Origin of the sequence: Aliishimia ponticola (assembly GCF_004803475.1) — a bacterium.
Classification (GTDB): domain Bacteria; phylum Pseudomonadota; class Alphaproteobacteria; order Rhodobacterales; family Rhodobacteraceae; genus Aliishimia; species Aliishimia ponticola.
Genome location: NZ_SRKY01000001.1, coordinates 568,442 through 587,158, shown reverse-complemented (window position 1 = coordinate 587,158; position 18,717 = coordinate 568,442). Strand labels below are relative to the sequence as shown.

The 18,717-nt window shown below is 59.7% G+C and carries 23 protein-coding genes, 1 tRNA gene and 2 pseudogenes; 9 read left to right on the top strand and 17 right to left on the bottom strand.

The genetic code is table 11. From position 1 onward, the window contains the following. The first annotated feature begins 11 nt into the window (after positions 1–11). The 4 genes from pstB to E4Z66_RS02830 all read left to right on the top strand — a co-directional run bounded on the left by pstB (position 12) and on the right by E4Z66_RS02830 (position 2,925). On the top strand, positions 12–809 hold the full coding sequence (gene pstB, locus E4Z66_RS02845) for a phosphate ABC transporter ATP-binding protein PstB (protein WP_136461416.1): 798 nt from the start codon (positions 12–14) through the stop codon (positions 807–809). Positions 810–816: 7 nt separating this feature from the next. Then, positions 817–1,527, top strand: coding sequence for a phosphate signaling complex protein PhoU (phoU, locus tag E4Z66_RS02840; RefSeq protein WP_136461415.1), 711 nt, complete (start codon positions 817–819; stop codon positions 1,525–1,527). Between the two features lie 4 nt (positions 1,528–1,531). After that, positions 1,532–2,221: a phosphate regulon transcriptional regulator PhoB gene (phoB, locus tag E4Z66_RS02835; protein ID WP_136461414.1), complete on the top strand. Its 690-nt coding sequence runs from the start codon at positions 1,532–1,534 to the stop codon at positions 2,219–2,221. Between the two features lie 230 nt (positions 2,222–2,451). Further along, on the top strand, positions 2,452–2,925 hold the full coding sequence (locus E4Z66_RS02830; RefSeq protein ID WP_136461413.1) for a DMP19 family protein: 474 nt from the start codon (positions 2,452–2,454) through the stop codon (positions 2,923–2,925). Here the strand turns inward: E4Z66_RS02830 and E4Z66_RS02825 are convergent. After that, entirely contained in the window at positions 2,922–4,289 is a 1,368-nt protein-coding gene (locus tag E4Z66_RS02825; RefSeq protein ID WP_136461412.1) for an ISNCY family transposase, read from the bottom strand. The genes E4Z66_RS02830 and E4Z66_RS02825 overlap by 4 nt on opposite strands. A gap of 335 nt (positions 4,290–4,624) precedes the next feature. On the opposite strand from E4Z66_RS02825, the gene aroQ reads away from it, so the two are divergent. After that, on the top strand, positions 4,625–5,065 hold the full coding sequence (gene aroQ, locus E4Z66_RS02820; RefSeq protein ID WP_136461411.1) for a type II 3-dehydroquinate dehydratase: 441 nt from the start codon (positions 4,625–4,627) through the stop codon (positions 5,063–5,065). Continuing rightward, positions 5,066–5,824, top strand: coding sequence for a LuxR family transcriptional regulator (locus E4Z66_RS02815; protein ID WP_136461410.1), 759 nt, complete (start codon positions 5,066–5,068; stop codon positions 5,822–5,824). Positions 5,825–6,208: 384 nt separating this feature from the next. On the opposite strand, the gene E4Z66_RS02810 is transcribed toward E4Z66_RS02815, so the two are convergent. The 6 genes from E4Z66_RS02810 to E4Z66_RS02785 form a co-directional block, all read right to left on the bottom strand. Then, complete coding sequence (locus E4Z66_RS02810; RefSeq protein ID WP_136461409.1) at positions 6,209–6,646, bottom strand: hypothetical protein; 438 nt, start codon at positions 6,644–6,646, stop codon at positions 6,209–6,211. A 130-nt stretch (positions 6,647–6,776) separates the two neighbouring features. Next, positions 6,777–7,652, bottom strand: a complete 876-nt coding sequence (gene tsf, locus E4Z66_RS02805; RefSeq protein ID WP_136461408.1) for a translation elongation factor Ts — start codon at positions 7,650–7,652, stop codon at positions 6,777–6,779. 72 nt (positions 7,653–7,724) lie between these two features. Further along, positions 7,725–8,591, bottom strand: a complete 867-nt coding sequence (gene rpsB, locus E4Z66_RS02800) for a 30S ribosomal protein S2 (protein ID WP_136461407.1) — start codon at positions 8,589–8,591, stop codon at positions 7,725–7,727. 159 nt (positions 8,592–8,750) lie between these two features. After that, positions 8,751–9,587: a lyso-ornithine lipid O-acyltransferase gene (gene olsA / locus E4Z66_RS02795; RefSeq protein WP_136461406.1), complete on the bottom strand. Its 837-nt coding sequence runs from the start codon at positions 9,585–9,587 to the stop codon at positions 8,751–8,753. Continuing rightward, entirely contained in the window at positions 9,584–10,345 is a 762-nt protein-coding gene (olsB, locus tag E4Z66_RS02790) for an L-ornithine N(alpha)-acyltransferase (RefSeq protein ID WP_136461405.1), read from the bottom strand. Before olsB ends, olsA begins: the two co-directional genes overlap by 4 nt. Positions 10,346–10,465: 120 nt before the next feature. Further along, positions 10,466–10,651, bottom strand: a complete 186-nt coding sequence (locus tag E4Z66_RS02785) for a DUF3553 domain-containing protein (protein ID WP_136461404.1) — start codon at positions 10,649–10,651, stop codon at positions 10,466–10,468. Positions 10,652–10,672: 21 nt separating this feature from the next. Here E4Z66_RS02785 and E4Z66_RS19985 point away from each other — a divergent pair. Next, a pseudogene (locus tag E4Z66_RS19985) lies at positions 10,673–10,889 on the top strand (histidine phosphotransferase family protein); the annotation flags it as partial. Between the two features lie 114 nt (positions 10,890–11,003). Here E4Z66_RS19985 and proA read toward each other — a convergent pair. The 10 genes and pseudogenes from proA to E4Z66_RS02730 all read right to left on the bottom strand — a co-directional run. Then, positions 11,004–11,462, bottom strand: a pseudogene (gene proA, locus E4Z66_RS02775) (glutamate-5-semialdehyde dehydrogenase); the annotation flags it as partial. A gap of 24 nt (positions 11,463–11,486) precedes the next feature. Then, positions 11,487–12,593: a glutamate 5-kinase gene (gene proB, locus E4Z66_RS02770; RefSeq protein ID WP_136461403.1), complete on the bottom strand. Its 1,107-nt coding sequence runs from the start codon at positions 12,591–12,593 to the stop codon at positions 11,487–11,489. Further along, positions 12,581–13,612 (bottom strand): GTPase ObgE, encoded by a 1,032-nt coding sequence (obgE, locus tag E4Z66_RS02765; RefSeq protein ID WP_136461402.1) that lies wholly within the window; start codon positions 13,610–13,612, stop codon positions 12,581–12,583. The genes proB and obgE overlap by 13 nt, the downstream gene beginning before the upstream one ends. Positions 13,613–13,644: 32 nt before the next feature. Beyond that, a complete protein-coding gene (locus E4Z66_RS02760; protein ID WP_136461401.1) occupies positions 13,645–14,184 on the bottom strand; it encodes a GNAT family N-acetyltransferase in 540 nt (179 codons plus the stop codon). Next, on the bottom strand, positions 14,174–14,377 hold the full coding sequence (locus E4Z66_RS02755; protein ID WP_136461400.1) for a hypothetical protein: 204 nt from the start codon (positions 14,375–14,377) through the stop codon (positions 14,174–14,176). Before E4Z66_RS02755 ends, E4Z66_RS02760 begins: the two co-directional genes overlap by 11 nt. Beyond that, positions 14,374–14,925 carry a GNAT family N-acetyltransferase gene (locus E4Z66_RS02750; RefSeq protein WP_136461399.1) on the bottom strand — a complete coding sequence of 184 codons (552 nt, stop codon included), beginning with the start codon at positions 14,923–14,925 and terminating at the stop codon, positions 14,374–14,376. Before E4Z66_RS02750 ends, E4Z66_RS02755 begins: the two co-directional genes overlap by 4 nt. A 111-nt stretch (positions 14,926–15,036) precedes the next feature. Then, positions 15,037–15,306, bottom strand: coding sequence for a 50S ribosomal protein L27 (gene rpmA / locus E4Z66_RS02745; protein WP_136461398.1), 270 nt, complete (start codon positions 15,304–15,306; stop codon positions 15,037–15,039). Between the two features lie 12 nt (positions 15,307–15,318). Then, positions 15,319–15,975: a 50S ribosomal protein L21 gene (locus tag E4Z66_RS02740; RefSeq protein WP_136461397.1), complete on the bottom strand. Its 657-nt coding sequence runs from the start codon at positions 15,973–15,975 to the stop codon at positions 15,319–15,321. 179 nt (positions 15,976–16,154) lie between these two features. Further along, positions 16,155–16,934 carry a hypothetical protein gene (locus E4Z66_RS02735; RefSeq protein WP_136461396.1) on the bottom strand — a complete coding sequence of 260 codons (780 nt, stop codon included), beginning with the start codon at positions 16,932–16,934 and terminating at the stop codon, positions 16,155–16,157. 29 nt (positions 16,935–16,963) lie between these two features. Then, on the bottom strand, positions 16,964–17,788 hold the full coding sequence (locus tag E4Z66_RS02730; RefSeq protein WP_136461395.1) for a DUF2059 domain-containing protein: 825 nt from the start codon (positions 17,786–17,788) through the stop codon (positions 16,964–16,966). Between the two features lie 215 nt (positions 17,789–18,003). Here E4Z66_RS02730 and E4Z66_RS02725 point away from each other — a divergent pair. Beyond that, a tRNA-Ser gene (locus tag E4Z66_RS02725) sits at positions 18,004–18,093 on the top strand. 143 nt (positions 18,094–18,236) lie between these two features. Next, positions 18,237–18,605: a c-type cytochrome gene (locus tag E4Z66_RS02720; RefSeq protein ID WP_136461394.1), complete on the top strand. Its 369-nt coding sequence runs from the start codon at positions 18,237–18,239 to the stop codon at positions 18,603–18,605. The last annotated feature ends 112 nt before the right edge of the window (positions 18,606–18,717 follow it).

The following is an 18,717-nucleotide window of genomic DNA, read 5'->3' as shown; positions in this document are numbered from 1 at the left end:
AGAGACCCCAAATGGACGATCTAAGACTAACGGAGCGTGACGTGACCAGCCAAGACGCGAAAATTGCCGCCAAAAACGTGCAGGTCTATTACGGTGACACGCATGCCATCAAAGACGTGAGCGTCGAGATCAAGGACAAGACCGTGACCGCGTTCATCGGCCCGTCCGGTTGCGGTAAATCCACCTTTCTGCGCTGCCTGAACCGGATGAACGACACGATCGACATCTGCCGCGTTGAAGGCGATATCCGGATCGACGGCGAGGACATCTATGACAAGCGCATCGACCCGGTGCAGCTGCGCGCCAAGGTGGGCATGGTGTTTCAGAAGCCGAACCCGTTTCCCAAGTCGATCTACGACAACATCGCCTATGGTCCGCGCATCCACGGGCTTGCAAAGAACAAAGCCGATCTGGATGTCATCGTCGAAAAATCCCTGCGCCGCGGGGCGATCTGGGACGAGGTCAAGGACCGCCTGAACGCGCCGGGCACCGGGCTTTCCGGGGGGCAACAGCAGCGTTTGTGCATTGCCCGCGCCATCGCGACGGAACCCGAAGTTCTGCTGATGGACGAGCCGTGTTCGGCGCTTGATCCGATCGCAACCGCGCAGGTCGAGGAACTGATCGACGAGCTGCGTGAAAACTATTCCGTGGTGATCGTGACGCACTCCATGCAGCAGGCCGCGCGCGTCAGCCAGAAAACGGCGTTCTTCCACCTCGGCAATCTCGTCGAATATGGCGAGACCGGGCAAATCTTCACCAATCCCAGTGATCCGCGCACCGAAAGCTACATCACTGGCCGCATCGGGTAACTCGACGATGAATGAGCAGCATATCCAATCCGCGTATGACCGTGACCTGGAGGCTTTGCAGGCCCAGATCATGAAGATGGGCGGTCTTGTCGAGGCGGCGATCAACAACGCCGCGAAATCGCTTGAAACGCGCGACGAGGAACTCGCCGCAGAGGTCGTCAAGGCCGACAAGGCCATCGATGCTCTGGAAGAACTGATCAACCAGGAAGCCGCCCGCGTGATCGCGTTGCGCGCACCCACGGCGGGCGATTTGCGCGTTGTCCTGACGATCATCAAGGTGTCCACCGCGCTCGAGCGGATCGGGGATTACGCCAAGAACATCGCGAAACGGACATCGGTCCTGATCACGATGCCGGCCATCGAAGAAGCCCCCAGCGCGCTGCGCCGGATGGGCAAGACCGTTGAAATCATGCTTAAGGATGCGCTGGATTCCTATATCCACCGCGATGCCGAACTGGCCGGTGACGTGATCGAACGTGATCTGGATGTGGACCAGATGTACAACGCGCTGTTCCGCGAATTCCTGACCTTCATGATGGAAGACGCGCGGCAGATTTCGCCCTGCATGCACCTGCATTTCATCGCTAAGAATGTCGAGCGTATGGGTGATCTGGTCACCGCAATCGCAGAGCAGGTCGTCTATCTGGTGACCGGCGAGATGCCCGACGAACAGCGGCCCAAGGGCGATGTCACATCTACCGCGTTGACGGAGGAGTAACCCCATGTCAGCACAGCAGCCCCGCGTTCTGGTCGTCGAGGACGAGTCTGCACAACGAGAAGTGCTGACATATAACCTCGAAGCTGAAGGGTTCGGCGTCAGTTGCGCCGAGAATGGCGAAGAGGCGCTCATCCTTGTGGATGAGGATATGCCCGACATCATCGTTCTCGACTGGATGATGCCCAATCTCAGCGGGATCGAAGTGTGCCGGCGGTTGAAGATGCGGCCAGAGACGCGCGCGATTCCGGTTATCATGCTGTCGGCCCGCACCGAAGAAGTGGACCGGGTGAGGGGGCTTGAAACCGGCGCAGATGATTATGTGGTCAAACCGTATTCGGTTATCGAACTGATGGCGCGCGTGCGATCGCAGTTGCGCCGCGTGCGCCCGTCGACTGTTGGCGAGCGGCTGGAGTTCGACGATATCGTGCTGGACGCGGAAAGCCACAAGGTCAGCCGGTCCGGCGCGCAGCTGAAATTGGGACCGACCGAGTTCCGCTTGCTGAGCACGTTCATGGAGAAACCCGGCCGCGTCTGGAGCCGCGAACAACTCCTGGATCGCGTCTGGGGCCGTGACATCTATGTGGATACGCGAACGGTCGATGTGCATATCGGACGCCTGCGCAAAGCGTTGACTCAACACGGGGGGGAAGATCCCGTGCGGACCGTTCGCGGCGCAGGTTACGCTTTGGGCTGACCTGCGTACGCTGTGGCATGTTGCAACTAAGTAGAAATGTCACCGGGTTTGCAAAGCAGAAGTGTCACTACGGGGCGCGACGGTAGCAAGGCTTAGCAGCCCGGAGACCTCAAATATCGCAGGGCTGAAAAGCCTTGCGGCGTTGCAGCGCAGGCTACGAGGAGGTGTCAAAGAATTGCCACGCTGTTTAGTTAGACAGTTGGCCGTATTCCTGACTTGGGACGGTTAAAGTGATTCATAGCTTGTTCAATGCTCCGCGTGCCTATCCGGCATTTTATGAGCCGTATTATGACAGCTTTAATTTCTACGATGGTCGCGAAGCTTGGTTGCAGAGCATTGTGAACATCCCGCCTAAGGCAGTCCATCTGTTCTGCGTTCATTGTCTTCATTTGGAGGTCTACAATGGCGGTTTTTGGCAGTACTTCTTCAACTCGACCGGGACTACCGCACCGGAAGCGATTGAAGGCTTTACAGCCATCGGTATGCCTGATGTGAGCCGAGTTGTCGAAGAAGCCATGGCTAAGCTTGGAAGTGCGTTTCCGGGTGATAAGAGCACGCGGGAAGAAATTGTCGGGCCGCCAGATGATCGAATGGAATTCGGCTACTTAGACGACAGGTTTTACGAACTAGCTGATACAGAGAAATTTTTCCGAAAGCTGCCGAAGTTTGTGCCGTTCGCTGATGCTTATGCGGCGACAGGTTAGTTTGCGTCTTCAGCTGCCCGATCGGCCCGCCTTCGTTCAAAATAAGATTCCATCTTTGAGGGCCGTCCTGGCGGGCTGCGTCCGGTCTTCTTGTAGCCGTTCCTCGCACTGACGGGTTTAACCTTTGGCGGCGGCGCGGCTTTCTCCTGTTCTTCCTTGGTGTAGGCTAGGACAGCACCGAGGCGTTTGTTCTCCGTGATCGCTGCATGGGTGAAGCGCTGTTGGTGCGGGTCGAAGATACTACAGGGCAGGGCAACGCCTTTTGCGCGGACCTGAATGCGCCCGTCCGGCATCTCGTGGACATCAACGTATTTGCCAACCAAGCCGCGTGTCAGATCGTTGACCTCCAATCGAATGCGCTTGCAGTCATACTTCAAGGTCAAATCCCTGGTAACATAGCGTTTGTCGCGCAGGCAGAAGTCTTCAGCGAGGCGATCCGGCTCAATATTCAAGGCACGATGCAGGTTGTCTGGCTTAGCCGGAGCCTTTGCAAACTTGGCGTTACAGCGTTCAACGAAGCCCGCAAGAAACGCGTTGCCGTCTTCAATTTTTGAAGTGCCTGCGATGCGCAGCTCTTTGACCAGCCGATCTTGCAGCGTCCGGTTTGCCCGTTCAACGCGGCATTTGGCTTGAGAGGAATTTGCGCAGATGATCTCAATGTTCAACTTTGCCAAAGCACGCCCAAACTGGGTCATGCCCGTCATGTGTTCGTTGGGTTTGGGAACGCGGAAAACCGTGTGCTTGTCACTGTAGAAGGCGACGGGGCGACCGTGTTTGAGAAGATAGCTTTTCAGTGCTTCGAAATAGCTGAAGGTGCTCTTCGATGTGACGAACCGCAGCTCCATCAGCGTGCTGGTCGCATCGTCAATGAATACAAGCAGAGTGCAGGGCGGGGCACGATCCTCAAACCAGCGGTGATCCGAGCCGTCGATCTGGATCAACTCGCCATAGCATTCCCGCCGCCATCGCGGTTGGTGGATCGCCCGGCGCTGCTTGCGCGACAGCCAGATACCATCCTCGACCATCCATTTGCGCACCGTCTCACGCGAGACCTTGAACCCGTGATGCGCGGACAGCATCTCAGCCGCCAAGGTCGGCCCGAAATCCGCATACTGCTCTTTGATGATGCTCAGCGCGTAGTCACGTTTGGCCGAATGGATTTGGTTGTTCGGCGCTTGTCCGCGCGACTTGTGCCGGATCGCCGAAGCGCCATCCTGACGATACCGCTTCAACAGCCGGAAAACCTGCCGCCGTGTCAGGCACAACATGTGCGCCGCATTATCGACAGACAGCCGTCCATCATCGACCTGCGCCAAAACCTCCAAACGGTTCAACTCGCTCTCGCTCATCATCACCCATCCCATGTCTGCTCATCCTCACATCGTTTTGCGAGGAGAGTGACACTTCTGCTTTGCTCATGGGTGACATTATCGCTTTGCGGCTACAGGCAATACTCCTATAATCGGTATTATGTAAATATAAGCGATACGTCCGGGGCGTTAATTCAGGTTAATCCGGCAAACGCCCGCCTAACATAACCACGTTATTACAACGCGTTATGGGCGCGCCCTCAAGCAACGCTCCAGCATTCACCAAGATTAACGCGATTGGCGATGACAATTCTTGATCGTGGATGCTGGACACGCACGCCATGACCCCTGATAACTGTCTCGACGTCTTTTAGGTACATCTTGCGATCATGGCATCCTTTCTTCTTTTGAACGGTCCGAACCTCAACCTGCTGGGCACCCGGCAGCCCGAGATTTATGGCGCCACGACGCTTGCAGATATTGAAGCCGATGCGCGCGCCCATGCCGGTGCCAGGAATGTCGATATCGTCGCGCTGCAGTCCAATCACGAAGGCGCGCTTGTCGATGCGCTTCACGCGGCGCGCGGTGTTCATGCGGGCGTTATCCTGAATGCTGGCGCTTATACGCACACCTCGGTTGCGCTGCGCGACGCGATCAGTTCAGTCGAGCTGCCCTGCGTCGAGGTGCATCTCAGCAATATCCACGCCCGTGAAGAATTCCGCCATCACAGCTATATTGCGCCTGTCTGCATCGGACAGATTGCCGGGTTCGGCGCAACGGGTTACATTCTCGCCATTGACGCCCTGATCGCGCATCTGGACATGGTATAGATGAAAGCTCTGCAAGCGTATCTGATGTTTCTGTCCAACTGCCAAAGCCTTGAAGAGCTTTGGGCCGAGCATGTCGCGCAGATGACCACATACGGGTTTGACCGGCTCATTTACGGCTTCACGCGCTACCGGACGCAAACATCGCTGGGCGACCCAGAGGATTTCGTGATCCTGACCAATCAGCCGCAGGAATATATGGACGTCTTTCTTGGCGAAGGACGTTATTTCCATGCGCCGATGGTGAAATGGGCGCTGGAACATGAAGGCGCCGGAAGCTGGCGTATGCTGTTCGATATGGTCAATACCGGCACCATGACGGCAGATGAACGGCGTATGTTCGAGTTCAATCAAAAGATGAACGTCACAGCTGGCTATACGATCAGTTTCAAGTCGATCTCCGCGCGCTCCAAGGGGGCTATGGCGCTGACGGCGCGTCCTGGGCTGTCTCAGGACGATGTGGACGCGATCTGGGCCGAACACGGGCGCGACATCCACTTGATGAACAATATTGCACATCTGAAAATCCTGACCCTGCCCTACTCTGCCCCGAACCGTGCGCTGACGAAGCGCCAGCGCGAGGCTTTGGAATGGGTTGGCGACGGGAAAACGACACAGGATATTGCCATGTTGATGGGACTCACTCCCGCCACGGTGGAAAAGCACCTGCGTCTCGCGCGTGAGTCGCTATCGGTCGAAACGACGGCGCAGGCGGTCCTCAAGGCGGCGTTTCAAAACCAGATGTTCGTGATGGATCTGTGATTTCTGCGTCAAACCAACGCCTTAACCGTATTTTTCCATCGAAACCCTTCGCTGCGCCGCAACTTTCGGCACGGTGACGCTGGGTTAGTTTTTCCCCTTGTTTCTTTCCGGGTATGGAATCCCTGACTTTCTAAAATCTTGGTTAAAGGTCACTCTAAGGTTGTTCCGTGAGTGGTGGCTTTGGCCTTGGAACATTCAGAAGAAACCCTCGAAATTGCGAGGCTCTTTCTTCTGGTCGGGTAAAACCGGGCCGGTCTGGGAGTGCATTTTTCCACTTTCCAGGCCGGGTTGTCCTTACTGTCTCATCCCCGTGACAGGGACAGGAAGCGGGATCGCTCTGGGGGGCGATCCCGTTCTCCGTTTACGCGACTGGGTGCGGATTGGTTAAGCGACTTCGCGATCCGCGCCGCAGTAACGATCCGCCATTCGCATCCAATCGCTGTGGCCGCGCGCATTCAGAATGGAACTGGCACGAAATTTCCCCGACTCCCAACGCATCAGCATCGAAGACCGGTATCGCGGCGAAATACGGGTGCCCTTGCGCAGAAGATCGGTGTCATAGGTCCCGATCCAGTTTTCCTCGTCGCATTGTTCCAATCCGACCTCAGTGCGGACGATCTGGCTTAACTGTGAGGCTGCCATCAGGTCGATATAGGTGGAGAAGTTCTGTTCCAATTCGTCCTCTGACCGCAGGGACACCAGTCCGGTCCGCGTGATCAGATCCAAGGGCAATTGCACGTTTCGGCAGAATTTTCCGAAATCCTGCTCGACGTAACAATCGGAAATCTCATCCAGCAAAAGACGAAATTTAGCATGCTTCACTGAGGCGACTCCCATGTCAGCCCCACGACCCAACCACGGAAATTTTAGCCCTGCGGTCGCATTCCACAAAGCCCAAAAGACAAAGCCCCGCACGGATCGGCGGGGCTTTGCTGAAATTATGTCGAAGACCTTAGCCTTGGGCCGCTTTCGCGACTTCTTCAGCGAAGTTTTCTTCTTTCTTCTCGATCCCTTCACCGACTTCCATACGGAGGAAGGCTGTGATGGTCGCACCGGCTTCTTCTGCCGCTTTGCCAACGGTCAGATCCGGGTTCACCACGAAGTCCTGGTTCAGCAGAGTGGATTCGGCGACGAATTTCTTCATACGGCCGACGATCATCTTCTCGATCACCTGCTCCGGCTTGCCGGATTCGCGCGCGATGTCCATCTGGACCTGCTTTTCTTTCTCGACCACGGCCGGGTCCATGTCCGCTTCGGACAAAGCTGCCGGGTTCACAGCGGCGATGTGCATCGCAACCTGCTTGCCGAACGCTTCGTCGCCGCCATCCATGGCCACCAGAACGCCGATCTTGCCCATGCCGGGCGCTGCCGCGTTGTGGACATAGGACACGACGGTGCCGCCGGAGACCTTGGCCATACGGCGCAGCGACATGTTCTCGCCGATGGTGGCGATCTTGTCGGTCAACGTATCTTCGACGGTTTTGCCGTCGATCGTTGCCGCTTTCAGCGCTTCGACATCGTCAGCACCGATTGCCGCGCCAGCAATGGCAGAAACCATTTTCTGGAACTCTTCGTTCTTGCCCACGAAGTCGGTCTCGGAGTTGACTTCGACCGCAACACCGGTGGAGCCTTCGACGACGACTGCGACAAGGCCTTCCGCGGCGGTACGGCCGGATTTCTTGGCCGCTTTCGCCAGACCCTTGGTGCGCAGCCAGTCAACCGCAGCTTCCATGTCGCCGTCGTTTTCTGTCAGCGCCTTCTTGGCGTCCATCATGCCTGCGCCAGTGGTGTCGCGCAGTTCTTTCACCATTGCTGCTGTGATTGCCATCTTGGCTCTCCTCAATTCGATTGATCTGGGGCAGGAATGCCCTGCCCCGGTAACATGACAGTGAAGCTACGCTCAGCTCTGGGCGTCAGCGACGGTTTCTTCGGTGGACTTCAGCTCGTCCAGCGGTGCGTCCTTGGACATCACGTCGTCATGGACGGTTTCGCTGCTGGCACCACCGATTTCGGTTTCGCCGGCCAGTTCTTCAACCGGAGCTTCGTCCATCGCGCCAAGGTCGATACCGGCTGCGCCCATTTGCGCGGTCATCCCGTCCAGAGCGGCGCGGCATGCCAGATCGCAGTAAAGCGAGATCGCACGTGCGGCGTCGTCGTTGCCCGGGATCGGGTAATCGATGCCATCGGGCGAGCAGTTGGTGTCGACGACCGCAACGATCGGGATACCCAGCTTGCGCGCTTCGGCAACGGCCAGTGCTTCTTTTTTCACGTCGATGATGAACAGCAGGTCGGGGCGACCGCCCATTTCCTGAATCCCGCCAAGGGAGGCTTTGAGCTTGGCGTGGTCACGCTCCATGCCCAGACGCTCTTTCTTGGTCAGACCGTCAAAGCCGTTGGCGGCTTGCTCATCGATGGACTTCAGGCGGTTGATCGACTGGGACACGGTGTTCCAGTTGGTCAGCGTGCCGCCGAGCCAGCGGTGGTTCATGTAGTACTGCGCGCATTTCTCCGCAGCGTCGGCGATCGGGTGCGCGGCCTGGCGCTTGGTGCCGACGAACAGGATGCGGCCGCCTTTTGCAACGGTTTCGCGGATCGCGTTCAGCGCCGCGTCCAGCAGCGGAACCGTCTGCGTCAGGTCGAGAATGTGAATGCCGTTACGGTCACCATAGATGAACTGCCCCATTTTGGGGTTCCAGCGTTGGGTCTGGTGGCCGAAGTGTACGCCTGCTTCAAGCAGCTGGCGCATGGTGAACTCAGGAAGAGCCATGTCCGTTTTCCTTTCCGGTTTAAGCCTCGTGGCGGGGGAATTCAGCCCGGATGGGCCAACCGGCGGACCTGTAAGGATGTCTCCCTCACACGGCCCAACCCCGCCAGCGGATTTCGATGGCGCGCGTATAGGGGGCATCGGGCAGCATTGCAAGCGGATTCAGGACGACGTCAGCGCCTTTGCATGAATCGCGCGGATTTGGGCCTCGCACTCGGCGGCGAGCAGTTTGCGGTTTTGCGCCGCGCTCAGCAGGATCGGCGGGCTGTAATGCACTTCGACCCGGCCCTGACGGCGTGCGGCCAGCGTGTGCACCAGATGCGCGCCGAATTCCATCTCTCCCCACCAGCCATAGAAATTGGCCGGCTCGCCCACTGGCGCATGGTAGATCACCGTCACCGGCTGCACCGCGATTTCGCCTTCCAGGCTGTCCGAAAAGAAGGCCTGGAACAGCGTCGGTTTGAACGGCAGAACACGCAGGCCATCCGTGCTGGTGCCTTCGGGGAAAAAGAGCAGCGTATGCCCGGCCAGCAGACGGTCCTCGAACACCGCGTTATGCAGCTTTGCCTCTTGCCGGTTGCGCGCGATGAAAACGGTGCCGACGCTTTTGGCCAGCGTGCCGATCCCCGGCCACCCAGCCACATCAGCCTTCGACACGAAGTAAAGCGGCGCGGCGGCATTCAGCACGAAAATGTCGAGCCAACTGGAATGGTTCGCAACCAGCGCGCCCTTGTGGCGCATCGGCTCTCCGGTCCGGCTGTAGCCAAGCCCCAGAACCACAAGCGCGATACGGCACACGGCAACGGTGATCCACGGCGTGACCGGGCGCGCCATCCCGAATAGCGGACGTTCGACAAGGCGCAGCAGCAGCAAGATCACCAGCCCGACGCCAATCACCAGGATCAGCGGAAGGGCACGCAATCCGGCCCGGACCCAGCCCCAGATTGTGGGGGGCTCGATCTCTGGCTCGTCCGCATCGCTCCATGTCGGCGATGTCATTCAGCGGCAGTCCTGTAATGGCGGGCAAAGCGCTGGTTGAGAGCGTCGGTGTCCATGATCATGCACACATCGATGCAATTGAAGCTTCGATCGACATAGGCGCCCTCGCCCACAAGCCCGCCAAGCCGCAGGTAGGATTTGATCAGCGACGGCATCTGCACCATGGCGCTGCGGCGATCCAGCGCGTCGGCAGGCAAAAGGTCCATCGGCTGATAATCCCGCGCACGGGGGCGCAGACCTTCGGGGGCAAGGTACATATGGTGCAGCAGGCTGAGCGGTCCGGCCAGTTCGGCGGCATCGGTTCCCTTCAGGCTGGCCACGCCGAACAGGATTTCAGACCCGTGCAATTCGACATAGCGGGCAAGCCCGGTCCACAGGTGGAACATCCCGGCCCCGCCCCGGTGATCGGCCCGCATACAGGACCGTCCCAGTTCCAGCAGACGCCGGCCCGAGCGTTTGAGAGGCGTCAGGTCATATTCGGTTTCGGTGTAATAGGCACCGGCCTTGGCGGCTTGTTCCGGGCGCAGCAGGCGGTAGACGCCCACGGCCTCGCCCGTGTCCAGGTCGCGCAGCAGCAGATGATCGGCAAAGGCGTCGAAGGCGTCCTGCTCGCGGCCCGCCGCGTGGTCCACATCCGCGCCCCCGGCCCCAAGTTCGGCCACGAAGACGTCGTAGCGCAGGCGTTGCGCCGCCGCCAAGTCCGCTTCGCTCTGCGCAAGCGTGACCGAGTACCCGTCCTTTTCGTAGCCGATCGTCATGCAACAGCCCATATCATTGCGCCCGAAACGTGGCAAAGCATCTAACCAAAGCCACCCGAATTGGCAACGTGCGCAGAAATCCTTACTTGGACCTGCGATTGTGTTAACATTTCATAAACCCTAATCAGGGATCACTATGGGAATGAGAGTTATCCGAGTGCCATCAATCACGACTTTGCCTTGATCGGGGAAGTTCACGGTGATCTTGCCGTTGATGTTGGATTGAACCTGTCCCGTCCCCCAATCCGGCTGATCGGGGTGCGCGACAAGCATACCAGGCGCGAAGATGGCGTTCAGATCGGTCATACTTCCAAGGACGAAACCTAAATGTCGAACATGTCCCCCGACCTAGCAGCGCTGATCGGAAGCCGTATTTGCCACGATTTGATATCCCCTATCGGGGCGATCAACAATGGGCTGGAGCTTCTTGGCATGTCCGGCGACGTGTCCGGCCCGGAATTGAGCCTGATCAGCGAGAGCGTCGATAATGCCAGCGCCCGTATCCGTTTTTTCCGCCTCGCCTTCGGGGCCGCGGGCGAACAGGATGTTTCTGCCCGCGAGATTCGCGGCGTGCTGACGGATATGACACGCGCCAGCAAGTTAACAATCCATTGGGACGCGGAAGAAGCGGTGCCGCGCCGTATCGTGCGGATACTGTTCCTTGCAGGATCACCGCATTGCCCGACTTCAGGCACAGCGCCCCGGCATCCGCCGTCACATTGGGCCGCGATTCATAGATGACCCCGATCACCCCCAGTGGCGTGCGCACGCGCTTGATGTTCAGACCATTCGGCTGATCCCATTCGGCCAGAACCGCCCCGACGGGATCGGGCTGCTCTGCCACCGCGCGCAGACCGTCCACGATACCGCGAATACGGTCCTCATCCAGCGTCAGCCGGTCCATCATCGCCGGGCTCAGCCCCTTGTCGCGACCAAATTCCAAATCCTTGGCATTGGCGGCGATGATATCAGCCCGCGACGCCCAGACATGCTCCGCCGCCGAAATCAGGGCCGCGTGCTTCCGCTCTGCCGTGGCAAAGGCCAGTTCGGCGGCCGCGGCTTTGGCATCTGCGCCGATCTGCGCCATGACGGCGGGAATATCGATCAGGTCTTTCATGTCTTGTCCCCTCCAGAGGTCCGCCTAAACTGCCATATCGTCGCGATGGATCAAAGCCGCGCGGCCGGGATAGCCCAGAATCTCTTCGATCTCGGCGGAACGCCGCCCCCGGATCGCCTTGGCCTCTTCCACGGTATAACGGGTCAGGCCAAGACCGATCTGATGCCCGCCGGCGTCAAGAATCGCCACCGGATCGCCGCGCCCGAACCGGCCGGAGACATCTTTGACGCCCGCCGGCAGCAAGCTCTTTCCCTTGTGCAACGCGGCGACCGCGCCGGCATCAAGCTGGACCGATCCACGCGGTTTCATCGCGCTGATCCAGCGTTTGCGCGCGGCCTGCGGATCCAGCCCGGCGGTGAACCACGTGGCATTGGCGCCTTCCTCCAGCGCCTTGAGCGGGCGCAGATCGGACCCTTCGGTGATCACCATGGCGCAGCCCGCCGCAGTGGCCATCTTGGCGGCCATCAGCTTGGTCTTCATCCCGCCTTTCGACAGGCCCGACCCGGCATCGCCGGCCATGGCCTCGATCTCCGGCGTGATCTTATCAATCGTTTCATAACGGTGCGCGTCGGGGTTCACATTCGGATTGTCCGAATAGAACCCGTCCACATCGGACAGAAGCACCAGCGTATCGGCCCCGATCGTCACCGACACCTGCGCTGCCAGCCGGTCATTATCGCCAAAGCGGATTTCATCGGTCGCGACCGTGTCGTTTTCGTTCACGATGGGCACCACGCCCAGCGAGACAAGCTGTTCCAATGTCGCGCGGGTGTTGAGATAGCGCCGCCGGTTCTCGGAATCTTCGAGCGTCACAAGCACCTGCGCCGTGGTGATGCCGTGCGGCTCCAACGCCTCTTCATAGGCGCGGGCCAACCGGATTTGCCCGACCGCAGCGGCGGCTTGCGATTGCTCCAACGCCAGATCGGTGGGCGGCAGTTTCAAAACGCCGCGCCCCAGCGCGATGGAACCCGAGGACACAAGGATCACGTCCTGGCCCATCGATTTCAGCCACATCACGTCTTCTGCCAATGCACGGAGCCAATCGCGGCGCAGATCGCCGCTGGTCCGGTCCACCAGAAGCGCCGACCCGATCTTGATGACAATACGCCGTGCGCTGGTCAGGGACGCCATGGACCGGCCTCCTCGGTATTGGAGGCCTCCCGTTCGCTGCGGATCAGGTCCTGAAGCGCGCGCAACACTTCGGTGACACCCTCGCCCGAAACGCCCGACATGCACAGCACCGGCGTGCCGCAGGCTTCGCGCAGGATCTCCGCCTGCATCTCGGTCAGTTCGGGGCCAAGTGCGTCGGTCTTGTTCAGAACCGTCACACGCGGCTTGTCCGCCAGATCGCCGCCATAGGCTTCGAGTTCGTTGATGATCGTGCGGTAGTCCTCTGCCGGATCGTCGGAGGTGCCGTCGATCAGGTGCAGCAGCGCGGCGCAGCGTTCGACATGGCCCAGAAAGCGATCCCCGATGCCCTTGCCTTCATGCGCGCCCTCAATCAGGCCCGGAATATCGGCGACGACGAATTCGCGCCCGTCCACGCCCACAACGCCCAGATTGGGATGCAGCGTGGTAAAGGGGTAATCCGCGATCTTGGGCCGCGCATTGGATGTGGCCGCAAGGAAGGTCGATTTGCCCGCATTGGGCAGGCCCAGCAACCCCACATCCGCGATCAGCTTCAGCCGCAGCCACAGCGTCCGTTCGACACCCTCCTGCCCCGGATTTGCCCGGCGCGGGGCCTGGTTGGTCGCGGATTTGAAATGCAGGTTGCCCCAACCGCCATTGCCGCCGCGCGCCAGTTCCACGCGCTGGCCGACCTCGGTCAGATCGGCAATCACGGTTTCCTGATCTTCATCAAGCACTTCGGTGCCGACCGGGACGCGCAGGGTGATATCCTCGCCATCTTTGCCGGTGCGCTGCCGCCCCATGCCGGGACGGCCGTTTTCGGCAAAGAAATGCTGCTGGTAACGGAAGTCGATCAGCGTGTTCAGACCGTCGACCGCTTCGGCCCAGACCGACCCGCCCGTGCCACCATCACCGCCATCGGGACCACCGAATTCGATATACTTTTCGCGCCGGAAGGAAATGCACCCACCGCCGCCGCTGCCAGAGCGGATATAGACCTTGGTCAGATCGAGAAACTTCATATCGGCGTCCTAGCCCCGTTAACGCCCGGCGTCTATCGGAGTTTTTTCGAGTAGGTCCAAGTGGGGACAGTTGCATCCCGCGCGACAGAGAAACTCTCTGCATCGCCGAGATAGACGAAACCGGCATTGGTCAGCACTTTGGCCGAGGCCAGATTGTCCTGAAACACGGACGCGAAGATCGCATCATTGCCGAACGGGTTGGCATTCACCAGCGCCTCCACCGCGGCTTGGGCGATGCCTTCGTTCCAGAAGGGCGGCGCGACCCAATAGCCGATCTCGGACTGGTTCCGATCCAGCCGTTCCAGCGCGATCAGGCCCATCAGCTCATCCCCGCCCGACGCAGAGGCATCCATCGCCCAGATATCCTCAGTCCGGTCCTCTGCCAGCGCGCGTGTCACGAAATTTTCGGTGACGCCGGGCGGCAACGGGTGCGGAATCGACGTTGTCATCCGCGCGACACGCTCATCGGCAGCGTAATGGCCGATCTTGCCCTCGTCGGACCGGCGCAAAGGCCGCAGAACGAACCTTTCGGTTTCGATGGCGGGTTGAGTCACCACGGTTTCAAGCATCATTGTCAGTTTCCTCCCTGACCAGACTGGACACCGAATAAGGCGCGGCGAACGCGCCAAACGGGGTATGTATATTGGGATTGACGCCGCGCGCTGCAATCCGGGAAGCAGCGTGCACCGGTTCGGCACCTATTACATGCGCCTGCGTCACAAAGCGGTTAACGCGCCATACGTCCGTGGCTGTCAGCGCGGTCATGGCAATCGCTCCAAATCCTGACTGAGCAGGCCGATAATGATATCGTCATGCCACGCATCGCCGATCCGGGCGGACTCGCGCTCGCGCCCCTCCTCCTTGAAACCGACCTTGATATAGGACGCGACAGCGCGCGCATTGAAATCCAGCACCCGGCCTGTCAGCCGATGCAGCCCCATCACGTCAAAGGCATAGCCCGCAAGAAGCCGCAGCGTTTCGGTGCCGTAGCCCTTGTTCAGATGTGCCTCGCTCAGCAGGCCGATGGCGATATTGGCCCGCAAATCCACCAGATTGAGCGTATGCAGACGCACCGCCCCCAACAGCGCGCCATCGGCTTCGATGATCCAGCCGTATTGCTCTTTCTTCTGGCTTTCGACCCACGCCTTGGCAGCATCCATCGTCAGTTCGCGGATCTGCCCCGGATCGGTGCCGAACATGCGCTGGATTTCGACGGAATTGCCAAGCCGGAACCGCGCCTCCACATCCGTGTCCCGCGCGCCACGCAATGTGACCCGCGGCCCGGTCAGGACAGGTTTTTCCTCGGATGTCATGGTCTGGCTCCTGTGTCGGGGCGGCGTTGTTCGAGGGTGACAGGCGGAAACGAGAAAGGGGACCGGCGTTTCCGCCGATCCCCTGAAACTATTCGCCTTGTGAGGTTCGGCTTACTCCGCAGCCTCCACCGCTGGGAGAACGGAAATGAAGGTTCGGCCCTTCAGACCCTTGTGGAACGTGACGGCGCCCTGCGTGGTTGCAAAGATCGTGTGGTCTTTGCCCATGCCAACGCCCTGGCCCGGCCAGAACTTGGTGCCGCGCTGACGCACGATGATGTTGCCCGGAATCGCGGCTTGGCCGCCATAAAGCTTCACGCCAAGGCGACGGCCCGCAGAGTCGCGACCGTTACGGGAGGAACCGCCTGCTTTTTTATGTGCCATTCGTCTCTCTCCTTAGCCTTGAGTCTTTTCTTTGGCCTGTTCGATCCAGCCTTCACGCTCGATCCGGCCTTTGAAAGACAGTTTCTCGTCCATAGCAGCAACGTCCTCTTCGGTCCATGCTGCAATCTGCGCGAAGGTGGTTACACCCGCCTCGTGCAGTTTCTTCTCAAGCGCCGGGCCAACGCCGGACAGCTGTTTCAGGTCGTCCGCGCCGCCTGCTGCGGGCGCTTCGGCCTTCGGTGCGTCAGCCTTCGGGGCCGCTGCTTTCTTGGTCGCTTTCTTGGGCGCTGCTGCGACGGCAACCGCTGCCACGGAACCTGCACCAACAGCCGCTTTCACGCCGGACTTGTCCCCACCGGATGCGAGGATGTCTGTCACGCGCAGGAGCGTCAGTTGCTGACGGTGACCCTTGGTGCGCTTGGACGAGTGCTTACGACGGCGCTTCACGAAGTGAATCACCTTCTCGCCCTTGATCTGGTCGACGACTTCGGCCTGCACTGCGGCGCCGTCCACGAACGGGGCGCCAACGACGGTCTTGTCACCGCCCAGCATCAGGATGTCGTTGAATTGTACTGTTTCACCTGCGTCAGCGGCCAGTCGTTCCACCTGGAGAGTGTCCCCAGAAGCAACTTTGTACTGCTTGCCGCCCGTTTTCAGGACTGCGAACATCTGTCTTTCCTTCACATCTTCCGCGTCCTGTGGTCCCCGGATCGGGTGTTTTCGGGCCTCTCGCCCACCTCGGACAGCGCGCTTAGTCGCGTAATTGAGATAAACCCGCTCAGAGTCGCCTCTGCCGGGATGCGGGCTTATGATCCGCGGCCGCTCTTAAGTCAAGGCAATTTCCGCGATCAAAGTTCCTGCGTGTCGACGTTCAGCGCGATGATCCGCCCGGTGGCATAGGAAATCTCATCATAGAGCGCGTTGTAACCCGCGAACACCGCCGCGTTCAGCGCCCGCCCGGTATCGGTTTTCCAGAACGCCAGATAGTCGGTGATGTCGGTTTGCGACAGCGGCTGATAGGCCAGCAACAGATAGCCGCCCATCCAGCTTTCCGTATCGTCTCGCAAGGCCGGTTCCTGGGCCCAGACCTCGATCAGCATTTCATCTTGCGTCAGTTCGATGGAACCACCATCGACAAGCCCCTGATAGAACCGCAGGTTGGAATTGAGCGCGCCTGACACGTTCCGTTCGATCAGGTCGGACACGTCGATGAAATCATGGATGCGCGCGCTGAGCCACGGATGCGTTTCCTCGGCGCGAAGCCAGGCATCGCGCGCGCTTTCTTCCACATCCGTATCGGAAATGGCACGGCGCGCGGCGACCTCGAACTCTGTGATGCGCATCCCAAGATCGCTGCCGAAAAAGACCAGCGCCGCGTCGATCTGCTGCGAGTTAAGGCCGCGTTCCAGGTGATACAGGATCGTCTCGCGCATCCGGTCGGCATCATAGACCCGCGCCATCTGCGCCAGATAGCCCCCATCGGCCGAACGGCCCAGCATCTCTGGCGCACCGTCTTCGATCTCTCGCATGCCCTCGATGCGCGTGACCTCAAGATAGGCATCGAATTCCAGCAGATCATACAGCCGCGTCAGCTGCGCATCCGCCCAAAGCAATGTCGGCGCAAGCATCAACGCCACAGACGCAACCGCCGCCCGGATCACAGATCGCTGCTTTGCGTCAGGTCAGCCAGTCGCCCGGCCAAAGTTTCAAAACGGTTCGCCATGACCTCATATTGCACGGCGTTCATCAGCGCGTACAGGTCCTTCATATGGGGGTGCTCAAGCGCCGCAGCATAGGAATCGACCTCCTCATCGGAAAATGCCTGATAGGTATAGGCCGCAGAGGCGAGCGACGATAATTGCATCTGGCGGCGCAGGTCTGGCTCCTGCTGGGCGAGAATGTCGCGCAGCTGGTCCTCGTCGACGCGCAGCTCGATCACCTCGGCCACGGCGGCGGCCATCAAGAAGCGGATTTGAATTTCGTGGACCGCGCGCACTGAACTGTCCGCGCTTTCCGTCGCGCCCAGCATCCGCTTGAAGCTTTCGACCCGGTCCGATCCGTGCTGAACCAGCGCCGCGAAAATCGCCTGCCCGGCTTCGGATTTGGCGTCCTCATCCTCCACCAGATGCGATGCGTTTTCCGCCTGAACGATCCGTTGTCCAAGGCCAGAGGCATAGAACGCCTGCGCATGATCCAGCACATCCGGCTCCAGCGTCTTGTCGAGAATATCCAGCGCCATGCCCTGCATCAGATCCACGTCGAACACCTCCTCGGCGAGGCGCGTCCATTGATCCCCGAAATCCTTGGTGCCCATGCCCAACATCGCAGGCGCGCTTTCGGCACTCAACCGGATGCTTTCCAGCGACACATCGAACCCGGTGGTTTCCAGAAACGCTTCGAGCCTGCCGCGATCCAACGCCAGCGACGCCGTACCCGCCACCACCGCGCAGGTGAACGCCGCCACCGTCAACACTCGCTGCATCAAAGACATCCTTGCGCCCCCTATTCCACCGAAAAGCAATTCCTGCACCTTAACACAAAGTTAAGCGCGCCCGCGATCAGAGCAAGAGGTCCGGGCATCGATGATTGCACATCTGCGTGCGCCAGGATCGGGGCGATGATTTTTGCCGCTCTTTTTGCCACTCTTTTTGCTTGTCTCGCTCTGCAAGAGACTCTACAGAGCGCCCTGACCCCCGCGGAGAGGTGCCGGAGTGGTCGAACGGGGCGGTCTCGAAAACCGTTGTGGGTGCAAGCCCACCCAGGGTTCGAATCCCTGTCTCTCCGCCACTACTTCCCTGAAATGTGGCCATGTCGCGCATCGCGCGCCTTACGTTTGATGTTTGGCCCCGGCGCTGCCCGTCCAGATAGTTGTGGACGCGCGGGCCTGCGCGCTTAAGTTGAATGTCATTATCCTTGAGGGAGGAAACCGGATGTTCAACTACGGACCGCTTGCGGTCGTTGCCCTATTGGGCGCGGCAGGTGCAAGCAGCGCTTTGGCCAGCGACACGCCGACAACCGACACCGCGGAAACGGAAGCCACACGCCAGATCGATCTGGAGGTGGCAGAGAAGATTTTCCGCAAATCCTGCCGGGCCTGTCATGGCAACAAGGCCCAAGGCGCGGCCAGCTATCCAAGCCTGTCAGACAAAGACCCCGCCTATATTACAGAGCGGCTGGAACGCTACCGCGCGGGAGAAAAGATCGGCCCCAATTCCATCCTGATGATCCAGCACGCCAAGAAACTGTCGGATGACGATATCGCCAGTCTCAGCGTCTATGTGACCACCGCGTTCGAGTGACAGGCACCGGCCCCGCTCAACCAATGGTCGCGGAAAACGACCCATGTTCAACTCCTACGTTGACCGGTTCCGGGGCCAGAATTACCGTATAAGTTGTCGTCCACGTCAAAAA